21 protein-coding genes are annotated in these 20,646 nt (G+C 71.5%); 11 read left to right on the top strand and 10 right to left on the bottom strand.

Annotated features, from left to right (window positions below; translation table 11 throughout):
- The first annotated feature begins 81 nt into the window (after positions 1 to 81).
- Positions 82 to 1,020, top strand: coding sequence for an endonuclease/exonuclease/phosphatase family protein (locus tag MTF65_RS17425; RefSeq protein ID WP_243629621.1), 939 nt, complete (start codon positions 82 to 84; stop codon positions 1,018 to 1,020).
- 56 nt (positions 1,021 to 1,076) lie between these two features.
- Here MTF65_RS17425 and MTF65_RS17420 read toward each other — a convergent pair whose 3' ends face one another.
- Positions 1,077 to 2,354 (bottom strand): M6 family metalloprotease domain-containing protein, encoded by a 1,278-nt coding sequence (locus MTF65_RS17420; RefSeq protein ID WP_243629620.1) that lies wholly within the window; start codon positions 2,352 to 2,354, stop codon positions 1,077 to 1,079.
- A 272-nt stretch (positions 2,355 to 2,626) separates the two neighbouring features.
- On the opposite strand from MTF65_RS17420, the gene MTF65_RS17415 reads away from it, so the two are divergent.
- Positions 2,627 to 3,367 carry a TetR/AcrR family transcriptional regulator gene (locus MTF65_RS17415; protein ID WP_243629619.1) on the top strand — a complete coding sequence of 247 codons (741 nt, stop codon included), beginning with the start codon at positions 2,627 to 2,629 and terminating at the stop codon, positions 3,365 to 3,367.
- A gap of 111 nt (positions 3,368 to 3,478) precedes the next feature.
- Positions 3,479 to 5,017, top strand: a complete 1,539-nt coding sequence (locus tag MTF65_RS17410; protein ID WP_243629618.1) for an MFS transporter — start codon at positions 3,479 to 3,481, stop codon at positions 5,015 to 5,017.
- Between the two features lie 170 nt (positions 5,018 to 5,187).
- On the opposite strand, the gene MTF65_RS17405 is transcribed toward MTF65_RS17410, so the two are convergent.
- Positions 5,188 to 5,826 (bottom strand): Uma2 family endonuclease, encoded by a 639-nt coding sequence (locus MTF65_RS17405; protein WP_243629617.1) that lies wholly within the window; start codon positions 5,824 to 5,826, stop codon positions 5,188 to 5,190.
- Between the two features lie 503 nt (positions 5,827 to 6,329).
- On the opposite strand from MTF65_RS17405, the gene MTF65_RS17400 reads away from it, so the two are divergent.
- Positions 6,330 to 7,307, top strand: a complete 978-nt coding sequence (locus MTF65_RS17400; RefSeq protein WP_243629616.1) for an RNA polymerase sigma factor RpoD/SigA — start codon at positions 6,330 to 6,332, stop codon at positions 7,305 to 7,307.
- A 139-nt stretch (positions 7,308 to 7,446) separates the two neighbouring features.
- On the opposite strand, the gene MTF65_RS17395 is transcribed toward MTF65_RS17400, so the two are convergent.
- A complete protein-coding gene (locus tag MTF65_RS17395; protein WP_243629615.1) occupies positions 7,447 to 8,406 on the bottom strand; it encodes a YafY family protein in 960 nt (319 codons plus the stop codon).
- A 62-nt stretch (positions 8,407 to 8,468) separates the two neighbouring features.
- On the opposite strand from MTF65_RS17395, the gene MTF65_RS17390 reads away from it, so the two are divergent.
- Entirely contained in the window at positions 8,469 to 10,010 is a 1,542-nt protein-coding gene (locus MTF65_RS17390) for an MFS transporter (protein WP_243629614.1), read from the top strand.
- 78 nt (positions 10,011 to 10,088) lie between these two features.
- Here MTF65_RS17390 and MTF65_RS17385 read toward each other — a convergent pair whose 3' ends face one another.
- Positions 10,089 to 10,871 carry a DUF6227 family protein gene (locus MTF65_RS17385; protein WP_243629613.1) on the bottom strand — a complete coding sequence of 261 codons (783 nt, stop codon included), beginning with the start codon at positions 10,869 to 10,871 and terminating at the stop codon, positions 10,089 to 10,091.
- 192 nt (positions 10,872 to 11,063) lie between these two features.
- On the opposite strand from MTF65_RS17385, the gene MTF65_RS17380 reads away from it, so the two are divergent.
- Positions 11,064 to 11,705, top strand: coding sequence for a vitamin K epoxide reductase family protein (locus MTF65_RS17380; RefSeq protein ID WP_243629612.1), 642 nt, complete (start codon positions 11,064 to 11,066; stop codon positions 11,703 to 11,705).
- Positions 11,706 to 11,814: 109 nt separating this feature from the next.
- Here the strand turns inward: MTF65_RS17380 and MTF65_RS17375 are convergent, their stop codons facing one another.
- A complete protein-coding gene (locus MTF65_RS17375) occupies positions 11,815 to 12,225 on the bottom strand; it encodes a rodlin (RefSeq protein WP_243629611.1) in 411 nt (136 codons plus the stop codon).
- A 290-nt stretch (positions 12,226 to 12,515) separates the two neighbouring features.
- On the opposite strand from MTF65_RS17375, the gene MTF65_RS17370 reads away from it, so the two are divergent.
- Positions 12,516 to 12,953, top strand: a complete 438-nt coding sequence (locus MTF65_RS17370) for a hypothetical protein (RefSeq protein ID WP_243629610.1) — start codon at positions 12,516 to 12,518, stop codon at positions 12,951 to 12,953.
- Between the two features lie 137 nt (positions 12,954 to 13,090).
- On the top strand, positions 13,091 to 13,330 hold the full coding sequence (locus MTF65_RS17365; RefSeq protein WP_243629609.1) for a chaplin: 240 nt from the start codon (positions 13,091 to 13,093) through the stop codon (positions 13,328 to 13,330).
- A 78-nt stretch (positions 13,331 to 13,408) separates the two neighbouring features.
- On the opposite strand, the gene MTF65_RS17360 is transcribed toward MTF65_RS17365, so the two are convergent.
- The 5 genes from MTF65_RS17360 to MTF65_RS17340 all read right to left on the bottom strand — a co-directional run bounded on the left by MTF65_RS17360 (position 13,409) and on the right by MTF65_RS17340 (position 16,556).
- Complete coding sequence (locus MTF65_RS17360) at positions 13,409 to 13,756, bottom strand: hypothetical protein (RefSeq protein WP_243629608.1); 348 nt, start codon at positions 13,754 to 13,756, stop codon at positions 13,409 to 13,411.
- Positions 13,757 to 13,961: 205 nt separating this feature from the next.
- Positions 13,962 to 15,152, bottom strand: a complete 1,191-nt coding sequence (locus tag MTF65_RS17355; RefSeq protein ID WP_243629607.1) for a chaplin — start codon at positions 15,150 to 15,152, stop codon at positions 13,962 to 13,964.
- Between the two features lie 131 nt (positions 15,153 to 15,283).
- Positions 15,284 to 15,517 carry a chaplin gene (locus MTF65_RS17350; RefSeq protein WP_243629606.1) on the bottom strand — a complete coding sequence of 78 codons (234 nt, stop codon included), beginning with the start codon at positions 15,515 to 15,517 and terminating at the stop codon, positions 15,284 to 15,286.
- Between the two features lie 243 nt (positions 15,518 to 15,760).
- On the bottom strand, positions 15,761 to 16,171 hold the full coding sequence (locus tag MTF65_RS17345) for a rodlin (RefSeq protein ID WP_243629605.1): 411 nt from the start codon (positions 16,169 to 16,171) through the stop codon (positions 15,761 to 15,763).
- A gap of 130 nt (positions 16,172 to 16,301) precedes the next feature.
- Positions 16,302 to 16,556, bottom strand: a complete 255-nt coding sequence (locus MTF65_RS17340; protein WP_243629604.1) for a chaplin — start codon at positions 16,554 to 16,556, stop codon at positions 16,302 to 16,304.
- 176 nt (positions 16,557 to 16,732) lie between these two features.
- Between MTF65_RS17340 and MTF65_RS17335 the strand changes: the two genes are divergently transcribed.
- The 3 genes from MTF65_RS17335 (at position 16,733) to MTF65_RS17325 (ending at position 20,644) form a co-directional block, all read left to right on the top strand.
- Entirely contained in the window at positions 16,733 to 17,851 is a 1,119-nt protein-coding gene (locus tag MTF65_RS17335; RefSeq protein ID WP_243629603.1) for a DUF3344 domain-containing protein, read from the top strand.
- Between the two features lie 136 nt (positions 17,852 to 17,987).
- Positions 17,988 to 19,118, top strand: a complete 1,131-nt coding sequence (locus tag MTF65_RS17330) for a glycosyltransferase family 4 protein (protein ID WP_374207252.1) — start codon at positions 17,988 to 17,990, stop codon at positions 19,116 to 19,118.
- A gap of 2 nt (positions 19,119 to 19,120) precedes the next feature.
- A complete protein-coding gene (locus tag MTF65_RS17325) occupies positions 19,121 to 20,644 on the top strand; it encodes a sugar transferase (protein ID WP_243629742.1) in 1,524 nt (507 codons plus the stop codon).
- The last annotated feature ends 2 nt before the right edge of the window (positions 20,645 to 20,646 follow it).

Genomic DNA, 20,646 nt, shown 5'->3' with positions numbered 1-20,646 from the left:
CGCGCCGTGCGGGAAACCCGGTGCGGGCACCGGGAACCGAAACCCCCGGTCAGCGGCGTCTAGCAGGGCATGATCCGGTACGTGATACGCGACGGGGGCCGCGGCCGCGTCACCGCCGCGGTGGCCGTGGGGCTGGCCGCGGTGATGCTGCTGCACGCCTGGATCCCCAACCGGCCCGGGAACCTCGGCAGTCTCGCGCAGACCCTGCTGCCCTGGACCGGCGCGGCGGTGCCGGTGCTGCTCGCCGCCGCGCTGGTGCGCCCGTCCCGGATCGCACTGACCGCCGTACTGCTGCCCGCGCTCGCCTGGGCCGCCGTCTTCGACCCCACCCTCGTCGGCGACCACCGCGCGCCCACCGGAGCCGCCGCCGACCTCACCGCCGTCACGCACAACGCCGACGACGTGAACCCCGACCCGGCCGGCACCGCCCGCGCCCTCGCCGCCTCGGGCGCCGAGCTCATCGCCCTCCAGGAGATCGTGGAGCCCGCGGTCGCCACGTACGAGCGGGTGCTCGCCGAGCGCTACCCGTACCACTACGTCCACGGCACCGTCGGCCTGTGGAGCCGCCACCCGCTGAGCGACACCCGGCCGCTGTCGGTCATGCCACTGCCCCGCGCCCTGCGCGCCACCGCCCTGACCCCCAACGGCCCCGTCACCGTCTACGTGGCCCACCTGCCCTCCGTACGCGTGCGCGCCTCGGGGTTCACCGCCGACCGCCGCAACGCGGCCGCGCTGCGCCTCGCCGAGGAGGTGCGCGTCGGCCCGCCCGGCCGCACCCTGCTGCTCGGCGACCTCAACAGCACCACCCGCGACGACGCGGTGTCCCCGCTGCTGAGCGGCAACGGCCTGCGCTCGGCACAGGAGGCGGCGGGCGCCGGCTTCGGTTTCAGCTGGCCGGCCGCGTTCCCCGTGGCCCGGATCGATCAGATCCTGGTCCGGGGCCTGACACCGGTGTCCGCCTGGACCCTGCCGCCCACGGCCAGCGACCACCTCCCGGTGGCCGCCTCGCTCCGCTTCTGACGAGGGCCCGTCGTTACGGCGATGGCCCGTCGTCAGGCCCGTGATCAGGCCCGTCGTCAGGTCCGGGTGACCCGGACCTGGTAGCTCCCGTTCCGCAGCTCTCCGACGACCGAGACGCTGATGCCCGCCTTCTTGTCGGTGAACGTCTCACCCGGCCTGAACGGCGCGTCCGACAGATCCGCGTGCACATTGGGCCGCCGCGTACAGCCGCTGCTCGCTCTCGTGCTGTCCGACACGACGACCGGGCCGCGCCCGGTGTCCACCTCGGAGTCCACCTTGTAGATCAGCACGCCGGGTTTGCACACGGCGTCGTCGTTCCCGGCCCGCGTCCGTACCTCCACCGCGTACCCGGAGCTCTCCGACAGCGGTATGAAGGCCAGTTTCATGCCGCCCTCCACCGCCAGCGGCGACAGGGTGTGGTCGCTGACGCCCGACTTCGCGGCGCAGCTGATCTGCGTGCTGTCCAGCCAGCCCAGCTTCCACTTGTGCCAGCCCAGCAGATCGTTGTTGGCGCCCCAGTCCTCGCTCATGATGTCCCAGTGCCCGACCGCGCCGCCCCCGTCGGAGGTGTACAGGTCCGGCAGCCCGAAGACGTGCCCGTTCTCGTGGGGGAGTACCCGGTAGCCGGTCTCCCGGTAGGAGCCGGAGCCGTCGTCCTGCCGGCTGTAGATGAAGGACGTGTTGGAGAGCGGCACCCCGTCGGCCCTCGGCGCCTCGCCGTTCCCCGAGAAGGTCACCGACAGGACGGTGTCCAGCGCGGACGGCCCGGCGTTCGGCGTGACCAGGACGTTGACCAGGTCGTACCGGCTGAAGTCCACCTCGGAGTCGGCGGCCTTGACCAGGTGCTCGACGAGTTGCCGGTAGCCCGGCTCGTACGGGGACCCGCGCCCTATCGCGTACGCCGAGAACGGCATCGGCATGCGCAGCCAGCCCCGTATGGGGGCCTCGGCCCGGTAGGTCAGCCGCCCGTAGGAGCTGGTCCGGAACCAGTTGGAGGTCTGCGGGAAGAATTCGGCCAGTCGGTCGGCGGCCGTGCCCTCGCCCTTGGCGTCCGGGAAGTCGATCATCAGGTTCAGCGCCCGGACCTCGCCGGTCGAGCGGGAGTACCCGGGCGGGGTCGGCAGGCCCTCGGACATCTGCACGCCCATCGTGCCGGTGATCCGGCAGGGCGCGAGCGCGGACTCGGCGGTCGTCGCCACCGGCCCGGCCGCGGAGTGGGTGCGGCTGGATATCCCCGTGCTCGCGGTCGCCGTGACGCCGAGGGCCAGCGCGGTGAGGCCGATGTACGCGCAGGTGCGGTGCGATCTGCGTATCCGGTGGCGGGTCTGCTGCATGGAGATCGCCTTCGGGGCCGCGGCAGCCGGCCGGGCCCGGACTGCGCTCTCTGCGCTCACCCTCCAACGGCTGCGACACGCCCGCGCGCCGGGTGCGTCCGAACGGGAAACGTCACGTGACCCGGCTCACACGTGAGGGTGAAATAACCGGGGACTGAATCCCCGTTTGAACGAGAGTCGCACTAACCGGGGAGCCGCTCCCCGTTTCGGACGGCACAGAAACCGACCCGACTTACAGCCAGAGCGAGAGTCGCAGCCAGGGAGGCCCCGCCATGAAGAGCCCCACCACCACGCCGGCGACCGCCCCGGCGGTCCCGGACGTGCCGGTGGCCCCGGCCGGGGCAGTGCCGGTTGAGAGTGGCGGGACCGCCCCGGCGAAGCCGTCCCGGCTTCCCCGGCCGCGCGCCGACGCCGTCCGCAACCGCGAGCGGATCCTGGCCGCGGCCCGCGAGATGCTCGTGGAGTCCGGCGTCGAGGCTCCGCTCGACGAGATCGCCCGCCGGGCCGGGGTCGGCAACGCCACCCTCTACCGGCACTTCCCCGACCGGGCCGCGCTCGTCCGCCACGTCGTGCTCTTCGTCATGGACCGGGTCGCCGCCCACGCCGAGAACGCCCTGGCCGAGGAGCCGGACGCCTTCGCCGCGCTGTGCCGTTTCACGCACGCCGCCGCGGACGAGCGGATCGGCGCCCTGTGCCCCATGCTCTCCGAGGACTTCGACCACGAACACCCCGAACTCCTCGCGTCCCGCGCCGCCTTGGAAGAGGCCGTCGAGACCCTGCTGGCCACCGGCCAGGACGCCGGACTGGTCCGCACGGACGTCGGCGTCGGCGACCTGATGATGGCGCTGTCGCAGCTCAGCCGCCCGCTGCCCGGCACCGAGTGCCGGGGCGTGGACCGCTTCGTCCACCGTCATCTCGGGCTGCTCCTCGACGGGTTGCGGGCGGCTCCGGCCCGCTCGGAACTGCCGGGCGCGGCGGTCACCCTCGAAGTCCTGCGGCAGAAAACCATGTGACGCCCCGGGTCGCGCCCACTAGCGTCGAAAACCTTGCCCAAACCTCCGTTTTTCTCTGCTTACCGTCATTCCTGTCATTTCCGTCATTCCGCACAGTGAGTGGGTATCCCCATGCCGAAAACAGCCGCGACACCGCCGCTGGCTGCCGACCCCAGCCGCTGGAAGGCCCTCGTCTTCATAGCCCTGGCCCAGTTGATGGTCGTACTCGACGCGACCATCGTGAACATCGCCCTCCCGTCCGCCCAGACCGACCTCGGCATCTCCGACGGCAACCGCCAGTGGGTCATCACCGCGTACGCGCTGGCCTTCGGCGGACTCCTCCTCTTCGGCGGCCGCATCGCCGACAAGTGGGGCCGCAAGAACGCCTTCGTCGTCGGCCTCGTCGGCTTCGCCCTGGCCTCCGCGCTCGGCGGCGCCGCCAACGGCGAGGCGATGATGCTGGGCGCCCGCGCCCTCCAGGGTGCCTTCGGCGCGCTGCTCGCGCCGGCCGCGCTCTCCCTGCTGGCCGTCATGTTCACCGACGCCAATGAGCGCGCCAAGGCCTTCGGCATCTACGGGGCGATCGCCGGCGGCGGTGGCGCCGTCGGCCTGATCCTCGGCGGCTTCCTCACCGAGTACCTGAACTGGCGCTGGACCTTCTTCGTCAACATCCCGTTCGCGATCGTCGCGGCCGTGGGTGCCTGGCTGGTCATCCGTGAGCCCGCGGACGGCCGCAACCGCGCGCCGCTCGACATCCCCGGCGTGGTCCTGTCCACGCTCGGCCTCGTCGCGCTGGTCTACGGCTTCACCCGCGCCGAGTCCGCCGGCTGGTCGGACGTCGTGACCGTGGCCATGTTCGTCGCCTCGGTGGTGCTGCTCGCGGCCTTCGTCTTCGTCGAGTCCCGGGTGAAGTCCCCGCTGCTGCCGCTGCGCGTCCTGCTGGAGCGCAACCGCGGCGGTGTCTACCTCTCGCTCGGCCTGGCCGTCATCTCGATGTTCGGCCTGTTCCTCTTCCTCACCTACTACCTCCAGGTCGTGAAGGGCTTCTCGCCCGTCAAGACCGGCTTCGCGTTCCTCCCGATGATCGCGGGCATGATCGTGGGCTCCACCCAGATCGGCGCCCGTCTGATGACCCGGGTCGCGCCGCGCCTGCTCATGGGCCCGGGCTTCCTGGTCGCCGGCGCCGGCATGCTGCTGCTCACCCAGCTGGAGGTCGGTTCCTCGTACCCGGCGCTGATCCTGCCGGCGCAGCTGCTGCTCGGCCTCGGCATGGGTACGGCGTTCATGCCGGCCATGTCCCTGGCCACGCACGGGGTGGACCCGGCCGACGCCGGTGTGGCCTCCGCGATGGTCAACACCTCCCAGCAGGTGGGCGGCGCGATCGGCACCGCCCTGCTGAACACGATCGCCGCCTCGGCGACGACCGCGTACCTGGCCGACCACGCGGCCCAGGCCGCGGCGGGCGGCCCGGCCGCGAAGCTGATCCAGGCGCAGGCCATGGTCGAGGGCTACGCCTCCGCCATCTGGTGGGCCGTCGGCATCCTCGTCGCCAGCTCGGTCATCGCCCTGACCCTGATCAACACGGGCCGGCCGGGCGCGGGCAGCCCGGTGGCCTCCGGTGACGGGTCCGGGGCCGAGGTCGAGATGAAGATCCCGGTGGTCGCCCACTGACGGCCGAGCCGCCGGTGCGGGAATGACGGACGACCCCGCTTCGTTCAAATTTGAACGAAGCGGGGTCTTGTCATGGCGGCCCCGCGCCGACGACCGAGGAGCCCCCCGTGGCCCCCGTGACCCCATAGCCCGGGCTGAAATCGCCCTCCGGGCAATCCAGCCCGGCTCGGCTAGGCCTTGACCCGCAGCGCGCCTGTGATCTCCTCGTCGATGACGAACCCCTTGGCGGGCCCGGCTGGGACGGTGACCGCGGTGCCGTAGGGCGCCCGGACCTCGTCGTCGTAGACGGCCTTGTCCGGGTCCGGGGCGGTCAGCACGGTCACGATGCCGCGTTCGTCGTAGTCGTCGATCAGGATGTAGACGGGGATCCCGGCGCGGGCGTAGGCCCGCCGCTTGCGGATCCGGTCACGGGAGATGCTGTCGCGCCCCGGGGAGACCACCTCGACGACGAGCTCCACGGCCGAGGCCTTGATGCCGATGCCGTCCTCGGTGACGTGTTCCTTGGCGTCCCTCGGCGCGATGAACAGATCCGGAATCCAGACCTTGCGGCCGTGGATGACGTTCATGTCCTGTCGAGCGGCGTAGCCGCTGCCTGCCAGGAACACCACAAGGCTGTCACGCAGCTCGTTGGCGGACTCGCCGTGCGAGTAGCGACCAGTCGGCGACACTTCGATGGACCCCTCGATGATCTCGGCATGGAAGCCCTCGGGGAGTTTCTCGACTGCGGCTTGCCATGCGAGCCACAGGGCCTCGTCCAGATCTGAATGGGGTGTGGCGGTCTCTGTGGCCTCGTGGGCGAGAGCGGTCATGGGTGCAGCACCTCCTCCTCAAGTGTGGGCGTCGCCGGCCGGGCGGCACAAGCGACTCTCTGACCGTAGGGAGGGGCCGTCCCATGCCGGAGGAATATGCCTCCACCTCACCCGCGCGGGTGAGGGCAGGCAACCGGAAGCCCGTGAGGGCCGTCTTCAGGGTCGGCGTGCAGCCAGGACCGCTGCGCCGGAAGAGTGACGGCGGTCTCACCGTTATGGAAGTTGTAAAGGTCCGAGAGGGCCTCCAAGATCACCTCCGCAAGGGGTCTGACCTGCACCTCTTCGGGGTCTGCGGGGTTCCGCCTCCGCCGCGAGCGGGGGGCGGCGGGGCAGGGTACTGCAAGATCTCGGAAAACAGCGAGCGGTGTGGGAATTCTGTCCCGATTCCAGTCGTTCTTTCCATCGGAAGCGGGCACTCGGGAGAGTGTCCGGGGACGTACCACCCCGCCACGGTGGCCGTCCGGCAGCCGCACCGCGACCGAACACTTCGCAAGGGAGCACGCATGGCAACCCGCGCCGTCGCCCGTCGTCAGTCCACGAGCAGCGCCCGCGCTGTGGGCGGGGAGATCGCAGACCGCGACCTGGTCGGCATGTACCTGGACGAGATCGCGCGCACTCCACTGCTCGACGCGGCCAAGGAAGTAGAACTCTCACAGATCATCGAGGCGGGCGTGTACGCCCAGCAGATCCTCGACGGTGCGATAGAGCGCGAGGGTGACACTCCGTCGCGCCGGGAGCTCGACGCGCTCGCCGCCGAGGGCGAGCGCGCCAAGGAAATCTTCATCCGGTCCAACCTCCGCCTGGTCGTCGCGGTCGCGCGCCGATACCCGCGCAGCGGTCTGCCCCTGCTCGACCTGATCCAGGAGGGCAATGCCGGCCTGGTGCGCGCGGTCGAGAAGTTCGACTACGCCAAGGGCTTCAAGTTCTCCACGTACGCCACCTGGTGGATCCGCCAGGCCATCACCCGATCCATCGCCGACCAGTCCCGCACGATCCGCCTCCCCGTCCACCTGGTCGAGGAACTCGGCCGGATCCGCCGGGTGCAGCGCGAGTTCAACCGCGAGCACGGCCGCGAACCGGAGCACGGGGAGATCGCCGCCGAGCTGGACACCACGGAGAAGCGCGTGGGCGACGTCCTGGACTGGGCGCGCGACCCGGTCAGCCTCAACATGTCCGTGGACGACGACGGTGACACCCAGTTCGGTGACCTCCTGGAGGACACCTCGGCCATCTCCCCCGAGCAGTCCGTCCTCTCGCTGCTGCGCAGCGAGGAGTTGGAGGACCTGCTCGGCAAGCTGGACCAGCGCACGGCTTCGATCATCAAGATGCGGTACGGAATCGACGACGGCCGCGAGCGGACGCTGACGGAGGTCGGCAAGCAGCACGGCCTGACCCGCGAGCGGATCCGCCAGATCGAGAAGCACGCGCTGCTGGAACTGAAGAAGATGGCCCGCGACACCGGCTTCGACGCCGTGGCCTAGCGCGGCCGGCAGCCCCCAGACGAGCCCCGGTACCTATCCCCCCCAGGTGCCGGGGCTCCCCCCATTCCCGGGGCAATTTCAGCCTCGCCGGCGTTTGAGGCGCGGGTCTGGGCGGAGCCCAGCCGGGGCGGAGCCCCGGTTACCGCGGTCCCGCCGCGGCGGTCAGACGAGAGGCCAGCGCGTGCGCTGCCGCCGACAGGACCGCCGGGGCCTGCACCGTGAACGGCACCCCGGTCAGGGCCAGCCGGGCCGCCAGCCACTCCGGCGCGTCCCCGCTCTCGAAGCGGACCCGAGTCCCCCCACCGCCCCCGCCCCCACCCGCGACCGCCGACTCCCGCAGCCACCCCGGCAACTCCGCCGCGCCCACCGCGAAGGTGACCTCGACCGCGTACCTCTCCCCGCCCCGCCGCCCCCTGCGTACGAACTCCTCCGCATCCATCGGCAGCTCCCGCGGCGCGAACCGCGCCCCCGTCGCGAACGCCTCGCCCACCCGGTCCACCCGGAAGGTCCGCCAGTCCTCGCGCTCCAGGTCGTAGGCGACCAGGTACCAGCGGCTCCCGGTGCTCACCAGCCGGTACGGCTCCACCAGCCGCTGCGACCGGGCCCCGTCCCGCGCCAGGTACGCGAACCGCAGCCGCTCCGGCCCGGCCACCGCCGCCGCCATCGTCGTCAGCGTCCGCGGATCCACGCTCGGCCCGTCCCCCCGCGTCAGCGCCACCGTCGCCGACTGCAGCGCGCTCACCCGGTGCCGCAGCCGGCCCGGAAGGACCTGCTCCAGCTTCGCGAGCGCGCGTACGGACGCCTCCTCGACCCCCTCGATCGCATGCCCGGCACCCGCCCGCAGGCCCACCGCGATCGCCACGGCCTCCTCGTCGTCCAGCACCAGCGGCGGCATCGCCGCGCCCGCGACCAGCCGGTACCCGCCGTCCGCGCCCAGCGTGGCCTCCACCGGATACCCGAGTTCCCGCAGCCGTTCGATGTCGCGCCGGATCGTCCGGGCGCTCACCCGCAGCCGCTCGGCCAGCTCGCTGCCGGGCCACTCGCGCGGGGTCTGGAGGAGGGAGAGCAGCGTGAGCAGCCGGCCGGGAGTGTCGTTCATGACATCAGGTTGCCAGCGAAATAGGACACTGCCTGACCTACATCCCGTCTAGGTTTCTCCCCATGACCACCGAGACAGCCCAGACATCGCCCGAAAGAGAGAACGGGCCCGTACAAGAAGAGCGGAACGACACCCTCAACGACACGAGCAGCAGCTCACCCGCCGCAGACCGCCGCCGCTGGCTGGCGCTCGCCATCGTGATGACCGCGGCCTTCATGGACCTGGTCGACGTCACGATCGTCAACATCGCGATACCCAGCATGCGCCAGGACCTCGGCGCCTCCACCAGCGCGATCCAGTGGATCACCGCCGGCTACGCCCTCGCGTTCGCCGCCGGCCTGATCACGGGCGGCCGTCTCGGTGACATCTACGGTCGCAAGCGCCTCTTCCTCATCGGTATCGCCGGCTTCACCGCCGCCTCGCTGCTCTGCGGCATCGCCGCGAACCCGACCGTCCTCGTCGGCTCCCGCCTCCTCCAGGGCGGCATGGCGGCCTTGATGGTCCCGCAGGTGCTGGCGATCATCCACGTCACCTTCCCGGCCCACGAGCGCGGCAAGGTCTTCGGCCTCTTCGGCGCGATCGTCGGCCTCGGCGCCGTCTCGGGCCCGATGCTCGGCGCACTGCTCACCGAGTGGAACATCCTCGGTCTCGAATGGCGCCCGATCTTCCTGATCAACCTGCCGGTCGGCATCGCCGGCGCGATCCTGGGCCGCAAGTTCATCACCGAGTCCAAGGCCCCCGACGCCCTGCGCCTCGACCTGGTCGGCGTCGTCCTGGCCACCCTCGCCCTGGTCATGCTGATCTTCCCGCTCACCCAGGGCCGTGAGAACGACTGGCCGCTGTGGGGCTTCGTCCTGATGATCGCCGCGCCGTTCGTCTTCGCCGCCTTCATCGCGTACGAGAGGTACAAGACCCGCAAGGACGGCTCCCCGCTGGTCGAGCTCTCCCTCTTCAAGGTCAAGAGCTTCGCGGGCGGCATCGCCGTCCAGCTGACCTTCGGCATCGCGACCGGCATCTTCTTCCTGGTCTGGACGCTCTACATGCAGATGGGCCTCGGCTGGAGCGCCCTGCGGGCCGGCACCACCGGCATCCCCTTCTCGATCGCCGTCTCGGTCGCCGCCGGCATGTCGGTCCAGAAGCTCGTACCGCGCTTCGGCCGCAAGGTGCTCCAGGGCGGCGCGCTGACCATGGCCGCGGGTCTGCTCCTCTACATCTGGGAGTCCGACCGCTACGGCATGGAGATCGCCTCCTGGCAGATGGCGCTCCCGCTGATCGTCATGGGCGCCGGCATGGGCCTGATCGTGGCCCCGCTCACCGACACCGTGCTCTCCGAGGTGCCGCCCCGCCACGCCGGTTCGGCCTCCGGCCTGATCAACACCACCGGCCAGATGGGCAACGCGCTCGGCCTCGGCCTGACCTCGGTCGTCTACTTCGGCTCGATCGACGACGCCGTCCCCTTCGGCCCGCAGTACGTCGACGCCTTCCGCGGCGCGCTGTGGTGGGTCGTGGCCGTCCTGGTCCTGATCTTCGCGGTGATGTTCATGCTGCCGCGCAAGTCGGTCCCGATGGAGCAGCGCGAGGGCGGCCCCGAGACGGTCGCGTAACCCCCTCAACCGGCTCGACGGCCCCGAACGGGCATGCCCGTTCGGGGCCGTCGAGCCGTGATCAGGCCGGCGGAGGGGTCACCGGACGCGGGAGCGGAGCTCCATCGCCCCGCGCGCGGCCGCCTCGCTCTCGTACACCTCGCACATGTGCCGCCCGTCCGGCGTCGCCGTGTGCTCGACCTCCCACAGGCTGACCTCGCTCCCGTCCAGCAGCAGGAACGCGTGCTCGTACAGGCTGACCCCCGCCGACCGGTCCCGCCCGCCGCCCGTCACACCGTGCCGGCCGCCGAACGCCTGGGTGATCTGGTGCGCGTACGCGGACCGCAGCCGCCGCGCCGGCTCCTCGCCCGGACGGTCCGCGTTCTCCGCGCGGCGCAGCACCCGCCGGGCGTGGTCGGCCGACTCGTCCACCGCGTAGTCCCGGTGCCGGGCCGACTCCGGCCCCGACGCCGCGAACAGCGCGCCCAATAACGCCGCATCGCCCCGCGCCGCCTCCTCGGCCGGTATCGGCGCCAGGTCCCGCGCCACCTCCGAGGGGGTCTCGCCGAACAGCCGGGCCACCGCCAGGCAGGCCTCCGCCTTCCCGGTGAAGACCTCGTGCCGCATCGTCCGGTCGTCCTCCAGCCGGTACACCAGCTCCCACAGGGACACGGCCCCGCCGTCGGACAGCAGGTACGTGTGCCGGTGGGTCTCCCGCCACAGCCCGGCCGCCGGACTGTGATGCGTGGTGTACAGCGAAGAACTGTGGGCGAGCGCCGTACCCAGGCGCTCGACCAACCGGTCCGGCAGGTCGTAGGAGTTGAGGGCGCGGCCCAGGAGTCGATCGAGGTGCGCCTCGGTTGTCTCGTACGGATCGCTCAAGGTGGGTCTCCAGGCCGTCGCAGGTTGTCACTTCGCGGAAGCACAACGTAGCCCCTGGCTCTGACATCACGTCCGGGGTTCGGTAAAACGTCCGGGACACATCAGGGGTTCCCGCCACACCTTCAGGTCAACTTGCGTACGAACAACCATGGTTAATGCCGTTCTGGGCGCAAGCGCGGGAGTATGGGCCACATGGCAACGAATACGGTGGGCGTTCCCCGCCAACAGGGGCGGCCCCCCAGACGACCCGAGGACGAACCGGAAGCGACCCCGAGGGGGTTGGCCTGGCTGCTGCTGCTCACCGGGGCCGCCGGCGTGCTGGCCTCGTGGGTGATCACCCTCGACAAGTTCCTCCTGCTGGAGGACCCGGACTTCAAACCGGCGTGCAGCCTCAACCCGGTGGTCTCCTGCGGCAGCGTCATGAAGAGCGAGCAGGCGGCGGTCTTCGGCTTCCCCAACCCCATGCTCGGACTGGTCGCGTTCGGCGCCGTGGTGTGCGTGGGCGCGGGCCTCCTGGCCGGCGCCCGCTACCGCGACTGGTTCTGGCTCGGTCTGAACGCGGGCATGGTCTTCGGCGTCGGCTTCTGCTCCTGGCTGATGGTCCAGTCGCTCTACGAGATCAACGCGCTCTGCCTGTGGTGCTGTCTGACCTGGGCGGCGACGCTGCTGATGTTCTGGGCGGTCACCGCCTTCACCATCCGTACGGGCGTCCTCCCCGCGCCCGGGCCGGTCCGGGCCTTCTTCACCGACTTCGGCTGGGCCCCGCCCGCCCTGCACCTCGGGGTGATCGGCATGCTGATCCTCACCCGGTGGTGGGAGTTCTGGACCTCCTGAGGCGCGGCGCACGCGAGGGCCCCGGCAGCTGGAGGCTGCCGGGGCCCTCGAACGTCCATCGCTCCACGGGCGCTAGAAGCCCGGCCCGTACCGCAGTGGGGAGCGGAGATCAGCTGCCGAGGGAGGCGTTGCCCGACAGGACCGGGATGTTGTCCAGGATGTGCGAGAGCGGCTCGTCGCCCTTGGCCTGGGTGGAGTTCTCGGTGCACTGCTGGTTCTGCGGGTTGGACAGGACCGGGATGTCCTGAACGCCGACGTTGACGATCGCCAGGATCGACTGGGCGTTGAGCTTCGCCGGCAGGCCGATGCAGGGCTTGTTCAGGGTGCCCTGGACCAGGCTGAGCTGCGGGCTCAGGTCGCCGCCGGTCTTCTGGTTGCCGTAGATCTGCTGAGCACCGTTCCCGTTGACGGTGTTGATCCCGTTGTCGTTGCCGATGGCCATGGCCGGGGCCGCGACAGCAGCGCCCGCGCCGACGACGGCGGCGGTGACCGCGGCAGCAGTCATGATCTTCTTGAGCATCATTGGTCCTTTTGTCGCACGAGTGCCCGCTAGTGGAGCGCCCTGGTCAACTGCCCTTTCAGAGGGTTGGTTCCGCTGCTTCACTCAAACGGCCCGTTCGGGCGGCGGTTTTCCCCGGCGCGGGTGAGGCCGCCCCGGACGCCTGCGCGAAGCCCGTACGCAGCCCTCAGCCGGGCCGGAGCCCTTCAAGATCCTGTTGCGCTCCGTCGAAGGTGTTCGCACGGTGAGTGAGGAAGCGGATCACTCGGTCCGCTGCCCGCGCGTCCCCGCGACCACCAAAGGAAACATCCATGCAGCGCACGAAGCCGTTCCGCGTCCGCGTCCTTGTCCCTTCGGCCCTCGCGGTCGTCATACTGTCCGGCGCGGCCGCCCCGGCGAGCGCCCTCGACTCCGGCGACCGCGCGGTGGCTCCACGGGCCGCTGCCGGCCCCATCGACGACCTCGTGAAGGGCATCCTCGACTCCATCGCGGCCCTCCTGCCGCCGGGCATCAGTCTTCCGGACATCAAGATCCCGGACATCAAGATCCCGGAGGTCAAACTCCCCGAGATCAAGCTGCCGGAGATCCCGGGCGTGGAACTCCCGGAGATTCCGGGGGTGGAGATCCCCGAGATCCCGGGGCTCGAACCGCCGACGCTGCAGCCCCCGGCGGAGCTGGTGCCGGAGATCCCCGAGATCCCCGAGATCGGGGACGTCCCGGAGATCCCGGACATCCCCGCCCTGACGTAACCGGAGGCATGGTTACGACTATTGGGCTGAACAGGTCTGATCGTGTCCAAAGCCGTGTCGGTCTGGCAGGGTGGAGCGTTTCGCTCGGTGTGAGCCCCGGGATCGGGGCAGAACATCGAACAGAAGGTGCACTTCCCATGAACTCTGCCAAGAAGGCCGCCCTGGTCCTGGCCACCGCTGGTCTCGCCGCGGGCGCTGCCGCCGGCTCCGCCATCGCCGACTCGTCGGCCGAGGGCGCGGCCGTGGGATCCCCCGGTGTCCTCTCGGGCAACCTGGTCCAGGTTCCGCTTCACATCCCGATCAACGTCTGCGGCAACTCCGTCAGCATCATCGGCGCGCTGAACCCCGCGTTCGGCAACGTCTGCGTCAACGACTGACGTACGTCGCACACATGACTGTGGGCGCCCCGGCCTCGCCGGTGGCGCCCACAGTCATGTGCGGGGTGGTGGGGCGGTTCAGTGGGCGCCGCCGTTGAGCTTCACACCGCCGAGCAGCGGGGACGCCTGGGTGGCACCGTTCGCCACCTTGAGCACCTCGCCCGGCACGTTGTTGCGGACCTTGTTGACGTTCTGCACGGTGCCCACGACCTTGTTGACGCCCTCACCCTGCTCGGCCAGCGCGTCCCCCAGGATCTCGGGGAGGGACTCCGAGACGGGGTTGACGGCGTTCACCACCTCCGTCGCCCCGCTCGTCAGGCTCATCGGGGGCATCTGCGCCGGGGCGTCGGCGGCGAAGGCGGGGGCGGAGGCGCCGAGGGCGGCGACCGAGCCGGCGACGACAGCGGCGACCTTCGTGAGCTTCATTATCGAAATCCTCTTCTTTTCATCGGCGGGGGCGTCCGCGGCGACCGTCGCGCCGCTTTCGACCTGGGTAACGATTCCCCGCCGCTGCGGAAACGCGCCGGGCGATCCGCGCGGCTGATCCGCGGCGGACACGGCGACGGCCGGAGAATCCGACAAAGGATTCTCCGGCCGATATTTCTTCCGATTACCGGTATTGCCGCAATCGTCATGCGGCGATACGGGACCTCCGGTACAGAATGGCGCCGCCCAGGATCAGAGCCGAGGCGAGAACCGCCGCGGCGGCGGGCTGACCGGTGCCGGTCGCGGCCAGTTGCGGGACGGCGGCGGGGACAGCCGTGGCCTGCGCGGGAGCGGGGACGGGCGCCGGGACGGGCGCGGGTGCCGGGGCCGCCGCCGGGGGCAGGTGAACCGGGGTGTCACCGGCGGGGGCGGCCGGCGGCTGGTCGGCGGGACGGCCGACCTCCGGGGCGGGGGCGGGGGCGGGGGCCGGCCGTACGGGCTGGCTGCCGTGCGGCGGCCGGGGCTCGGGCTCCTCCTCCATCACGGGCGGCATCGGCGCGGGGAGCGTCACCGGGGGCGCCTCCTGGACCGGGGCCGGGACGGGCTCCGGTGCGGGGAGCGGGACCGGCTGCGCCTCGGGCCGCGGCTGCGGCGCCTCCTGTACGGGGGCGGGCGCGGGTGCCGGCGTCTCGGGAGCGGGAGCGGGAGCCGGAGCCGGTGCGGGAAGCGGCTGCGGGGCCGGGTGCTCCGCGGCGGGCTCGGGCTTCGGCCGCGGGGGCGCGGGGGGCGCCGGAGCCGGGGCCGGGTACTCCGCCTCGGGCAGCGGCTGCGGGTGATCGTCGCACTCCTCCTCGCCGCCGTTGCCCTCCTCACCCCGCTCTCCGTAGCCGCCTTCGCCGTGCCGCTCCTCGTGCCGGGGCGCCGCGTGCTTCGGTGCCGCGTGCTTCGGGGCCGCGTGGCGCGGTGCCTGGTGGCGCTGCTCCTCCTCGCCCTCCCGCTCGCCGTACCCGCCCTGCTCCTCGTCGCGCTGGCGCGGCATCGCGTGCCGTCCCGCGCGTTCGTCGAGGTAGCGCTCGAAGGCCTCGGCGTGCTCGGGGCTGAGATGGCGCTCGTACTCGTGGTGGCTGATCTCGGAGCCGCTGGTGGTGGCGCAGGTGTTCCCCATCGAGGGGTTCAGGGCGGCGCCGCCGTCCACGCTGTTGCCGCAGACGTTGGGCGTGAAGGTGATGGGTACCGAGACGCTGTTGCCGGACAGTACGCCCGGTGAATGCGAGGCCTCGGCCATCGCCCCGCCGTGCGCGTACGCCGCGCCCGTCGCGATCGACAGCAGGCTCGACGCGGCCGCCGCCGTCAGCATCCCCTTGCCCAGTACCTGTCGGCTCAGTACCTGTCGCATGGGTCCTTCCCTGTCTACCGGCACTCCCGCCGGTGTGGAATCGAAGGTGGCCTCGGAGTGCACCGCCGTGCACTCCGAGGCCTGCCCCGGTCTGGGTCCGGAGGCCTGCCCTCGCGGGCGCGGGCGCTGCGTCAGTTGTTGACGCAGGTGTTGCCGAACGCGGGGTTCAGCAGCGCGATGATGTTGACGGTGTTGCCGCAGACGTTGACCGGGACGTGCACCGGAACCTGGACGAGGTTGCCGGACAGGACACCGGGGGAGGCTACGGCCTTGCCCGCGGCGTCGGCGTCGGCCATGGCGGGCGAGGCGGCACCGGCGGCCATCAGAATGCCGGCGGCCAGCACCACTGCCTTCTTGTGCTTCATTACTTTCGATCCTTCCCGCAGAGGCGTATCCACTGCAGAAATGACAACGAGTGGCTCGGGTAAAAGAAACCGATGATTTTCGGCGGCTGCTCCGTAATTCACTCCGCTACCCGTGGGGCCGGAAATTCGGAGCGAATTCACGTCGCTATTCGAGTCCTATTACGGGCTCGGGGGTTCGCGTTCTGCACGCGGCGAGGCCGCCGCGACCGAAGGGTGCGGCGGCCTCGCTGGCGCGGGGTGCGATCAGCTGCCGGCGGAGACGTTGCCGGAGAGGATCGGGATGTTGCTGAGGATGTGCGAGAGAGCCTCGTCGCCCTTGGCCTGGGTGGAGTTCTCGGTGCACTGCTGGTTCTGCGGGCTGGACAGGACCGGGATGTCCTGAACGCCGACGTTGACGATCGCCAGGATCGACTGCGCGTTGAGCTTCGCGGGCAGGGCGATGCAGGGCTTGTTGAACGAGCCCTGGATCAGGGCCATCTGCGGGCTCATGTTCCCGTAGGTGGCCTGGTTGCCGTAGATCTGCGAGGCGCCGTTGCCGTTCACGGTGTTGATGCCGTTGTCGTTGCCGATGGCCATCGCCTGCGGAGCCATGGCGGCGCCGATGCCCACGACCGAGGCGGCAACCGCGGCCGAGGCCATCATCTTCTTGATCATTGTCGTCCCTTTTTAGCTGGATTGCCCGGTAGTGGAGCACCCGGATCAACGCCGCGCCCCCGGCTGGGGTTGCGTGTTTTCACTCGGATGCCGACGTTTCGGGCAGCGCGGTTGACGCTCGCGCTGACGGTCAGGCGTTGACGCAGGTGTTGCCGAACGCCGGGTTCAGCAGGGCGATCACGTTGACCGTGTTGCCGCACACGTTCACCGGGATGTGGATGGGGACCTGGACCAGGTTGCCGCTCACCACACCGGGGGACTCGGCCGCGACACCCTCCGCCGTCGCGCCGTCGCCGCCGTGCGCGGAGGCGAGGCCCGCGCCGCCCATCAGCATCGCGGCGCTCGCGAGCGCCAGGGTGGTGCCGCGTACCAGCCTCTTCTTCATCTCCGTTTTTCCTTTCGGTTCGAACAATGGTGCAACGGCATAACGACCCGCCCACTCTGAGGGTGCGTGTTATCGCCCAAAAGGCCGTACGAGCGAGTCCGACGTGATTTCCACCCTGGTTTCTGACAAAGTTCACATCCTGTTTTGTCCCCTTGATCGGAAATGGAGACAGGGTCATGGGTTCCTCCCGCAGAATCCTCGGCACTCTCGGTCTGCTGTCCTGCCTCACACTTTCCGCGAACGTCCCCGTGGCGGGGGCGGCGGTCCCCGCCGGGGTCAGCGCCCCCGCGCCGAGGGAAGCGGAGCGTGTCCAGTTCACCCAGCGTTATCAGGCCGTGCAGCACGGCGGGCTGGTACGGGCCTCCAACTCCGGCATCAGCTGCCGCCGGGAGGAGTCCCCGCAGGCCGAGCCGTGCGCCGAGGTCAAGAAGGGCGCGGCCGGGGTCAACAGCGACTTCGAGATGTTCTACAGCGAGGTGGACAAGGACCCGGACACCTACAACTCCACCCGGGCCGAGCTCAAGGTCCCGCAGGGCGCGAAGGTCTCGTACGCCCGGCTGTACTGGGGCGGGAACCTGCGGGTGGGCGAGCAGAAGCCGCCGCAGGACAACGGCCGGGTGCTGGTCGCCGAACCGGGCGGCGCGTACAAGGAAGTGCTGGCCGACACGGTGATCGGCCACAGGACCGACGCGGGCAGCGATGCCTACCAGGCCTCGGCCGACGTGACCCCGCTGGTCCGCAAGGGCGGCACCGGGATGTGGACGGTGGCCCAGCTGAACATCGCGATGGGCCACTCCGACGTGGGCGCCTGGGGCGGCTGGACGCTGGTCGTGGCGTACGAGCACCCCAAGGAGCCGCTGCGCCGGGTCTCGCTGTGGGACGGCTTCGAGGGGCTGGCCTCCGGCGCCGGTGAGGCGGCGGGCGAGACGGTGGAGATCGCCGGCCTGGACGCCCCGGCCGGGTCCTCGGGGAAGGCCGGCGTGGTCGCGTACGACGGGGACCGGGGGACCCTCGGGGACTCACTCACGGTGACCGCCGACAGCGGTCGCCGGGTGAGCCTCAGCGACGGAGAAAATCCTTTCAATGATGTTATGAATTCCACCATCACGGAGTTCGGGCGTGGCTCCTTCGTGCGCCAGCCCGATCATGTGAATAATCTCGGATATGACGCGGACGTGTTCGACCTGAGTCCCGCCCTGTCCGGTGGCGCCCGCAGCCTGAGCTTCAGGTTCGCGGGCGAAAACCAGGGTCATTTCCTCGGTGTGCTCTTCGTTCAGACAGACGCGCGCCGCTGAACGTAGGAGACCACTCCACGTGCCGACTAACCGTCCACCAGCACAGAGTCCGACCGTACGCGAATCCACCGCGCCGTCCGAGGCGGCGCGGCCCCCGGACGCGCACCCCCTGACCGTCCTCCACCTCGTCCAGCCCGTGGACGGCGGTGTCGCCCGGGTCGTCGCCGACCTCGTCCGCGCCCAGTCCGCCGCCGGACTGCGGGCCGTCGTCGGCTGCCCGCCCGGCGGACCGCTCACCGACGCGGCCCGGGAGGCCGGGGCCGAGGTGTTCCCCTGGCGGGCCGGGCGGGTCCCCGGGCCCCGGCTGGCCACCGAAGTGCCCGGCGCCCGGCGGCTGATCCGCCGGGTCGGGCCCGACGTCCTGCACGCCCACAGCGCCAAGGCGGGCCTGGCCGGGCGGCTCGCCGTACGCGGGGCCGTGCCCACCGTGTTCCAGCCGCACGCCTGGTCCTTCGACGCCGTCGGCGGCACCACGGCGGCCCTCGCGCTGCGCTGGGAGCGGTACGGGGCCCGTTGGGCCGACCGGGTGCTCTGCGTCAGCGAGGCCGAACGCCGGACCGGCGAGAGCGAGGGGATCCCCGCCCGCTGGGCGGTGATCCGCAACGGCGTGGACCTCGACTACTTCCGCCCCGGCGGACCGGACCGGGACCACGACCGGGCCACGGCGCGCGCCGGACTCCCGCTGCCCGCCGACTTCCAGGGCGACGGGCCGCTCGTCGTATGCGTCGGCCGGATCTGCCAGCAGAAGGGCCAGGACATCCTGCTGCGCGCCTGGCCAGAGCTGCTGGGCGCGGTCCCGGACGCCCGGCTGGCCCTCGTCGGCGACGGACCCGACAGGGAGCGGCTGGGCCGCGCCGCGCCGCCCGGAGTGCTCTTCGCGGGAGCCGCCGCGGACATCCGACCGTGGCTTCGGGCCGCCGATCTCGTTGTACTGCCGTCGCGGTGGGAGGGCATGGCGCTCGCCCCGCTCGAAGCCATGGCCTGCGGTCGCCCCGTCCTGGTCTCCGACGTCAGCGGCGCCCGGGAGAGCCTGCCGCCCGGCCAGGCACGGCTGTGCCTGGTGCCGCCGGAGGACCCGACGGCGCTGGCCAAGGGCCTGGGCCGGCTGCTCGCCGAACCGCGGCTGCTCGCCGAACTCGGTGAGCAGGCCCGCCGGCACGCCCGGACCGACTTCGACGTGCGACGGACCACGGACGCGGTCACCGGCCTGTACCGCGAACTGCTAGGCAGGCCCCGTCCCTTGAACCAGGAGCGCATCAGCCGATGACGATGGACAGCGCACCCGCCCGGCACACGGGGCAGGGCGGCACGGGGCCGGCCGGCGGCAGCGCCGGCAACACCACCGCCGTCCGCCGTTCCGTGACCGCCATCCACCCCCCGCGCCGGCCCAGGGCCGACCAGGCCCGGCCCGCCCTGCGGCCGCGGCGGGTCCGCCGCCGCGAAGGGGTCGCCCCGCTGCTGGCCGCCGACGCGCTGGCCGTCGGCGGCACCGCGGCGGCCCTGCCCGGGCTGGGCCCGCTACCCGAGGCGGCCGCGCCGATCGGCGCGCTGCTGGCCGTGTCGGCCGCCGCACTGCACGCGCAGGCCGGGCTGTACCGGCCGCGCCTCGCGCCCTGCGCACTGCTCGAACTGCCCGCGCTGGCCGGGCGGGCCGCCGTGCTGTGGTGCGGGGCCGCCGCCGTCGTGGCGGCCGTCCGGCCCGGCCAGGCGCTGGGCTGGAACCTCCTGCTCACCGCCGTCTGCCTCCAGGTCGTACTGGCGTGCGCGGGACGCGGGCTCGCGAACGGGATCCGCCGCCGCGGCGCCGTCCGCAGGCCCTCCTCCGCGCTGGTGGTCGGCCCCGGGGAGGGCGCGAGCGCGGTCGCCGCCGCCCTGCACGGGCGCCGCGAGTACGGGCTCAGGCCCGTCGGGATCGCCGACACCGGCTCCGGCGCCGACGGCGGGAACGGCCCGACGCCGGTCCTCGCCACCCACGAGGACATCCGGCGCGCGGTCATCCAGAACACGGTCCGGCACGCGGTGTTCACCCGCCCGCCCGAGGCCGACGAGCGCACCGCCTCGCTGGTCCGGCTCTTCCACGACCACGGCTGCCGGCTCTGGCTCGCCGACCCGGCCGGCACCGCCAAGGTCACCGGCATGCGAGTGGCCCAGCCCGCCGACCACCTGTGGGGATACGCCGTACAGCCGCTGCTGCCGCGGCCGTCCCGGCCGGTGGAGCGCTGGGTCAAGCGGGTCATCGACGGGATGCTGGCCGCGCTCGCGCTGATCGCCGCCGCGCCGGTCATGGCCCTGTGCGCGCTGGCCGTACGCCTGTCCGACGGGCCGGGGGTGATCTTCCGTCAGGAGCGGGTCGGCCTGTACGGGCGCCCCTTCACGCTGCTGAAGTTCCGTACCCTGCGCGCCGACGAGCACGAGTCCGCCACCCGGTGGACGGTGGCCGGGGACAACCGGATGAGCCCGATCGGCTCCTTCCTGCGCAAGTCCTCGCTCGACGAGCTGCCGCAGCTGTGGAACGTCGTACGGGGTGACATGAGCCTGGTCGGTCCGCGCCCCGAACGGCCCTTCTTCGTCGCGAAGTTCAGCACCGTCCATCCCGGGTACGAGGCCCGGCACCGGATGCCCGTCGGCATCACCGGGCTCGCCCAGATCAACGGCCTGCGCGGGGACACCTCGATCGAGGACCGGGCCCGCTTCGACAACCACTACATCGACACCTGGTCGCTGTGGCAGGACCTGTGGATCCTGGCCCGCACCGCGGCCTCGTTCTTCCGTTTCCGGCTCGGGGGGAGCTGATC

Origin of the sequence: Streptomyces sp. APSN-46.1, from assembly GCF_022815725.1 — a bacterium.
Lineage (GTDB): Bacteria > Actinomycetota > Actinomycetes > Streptomycetales > Streptomycetaceae > Streptomyces.
The sequence above is the reverse complement of the archived record's forward strand: the minus strand, read 5'-3'. Positions and strand labels throughout refer to the sequence as shown.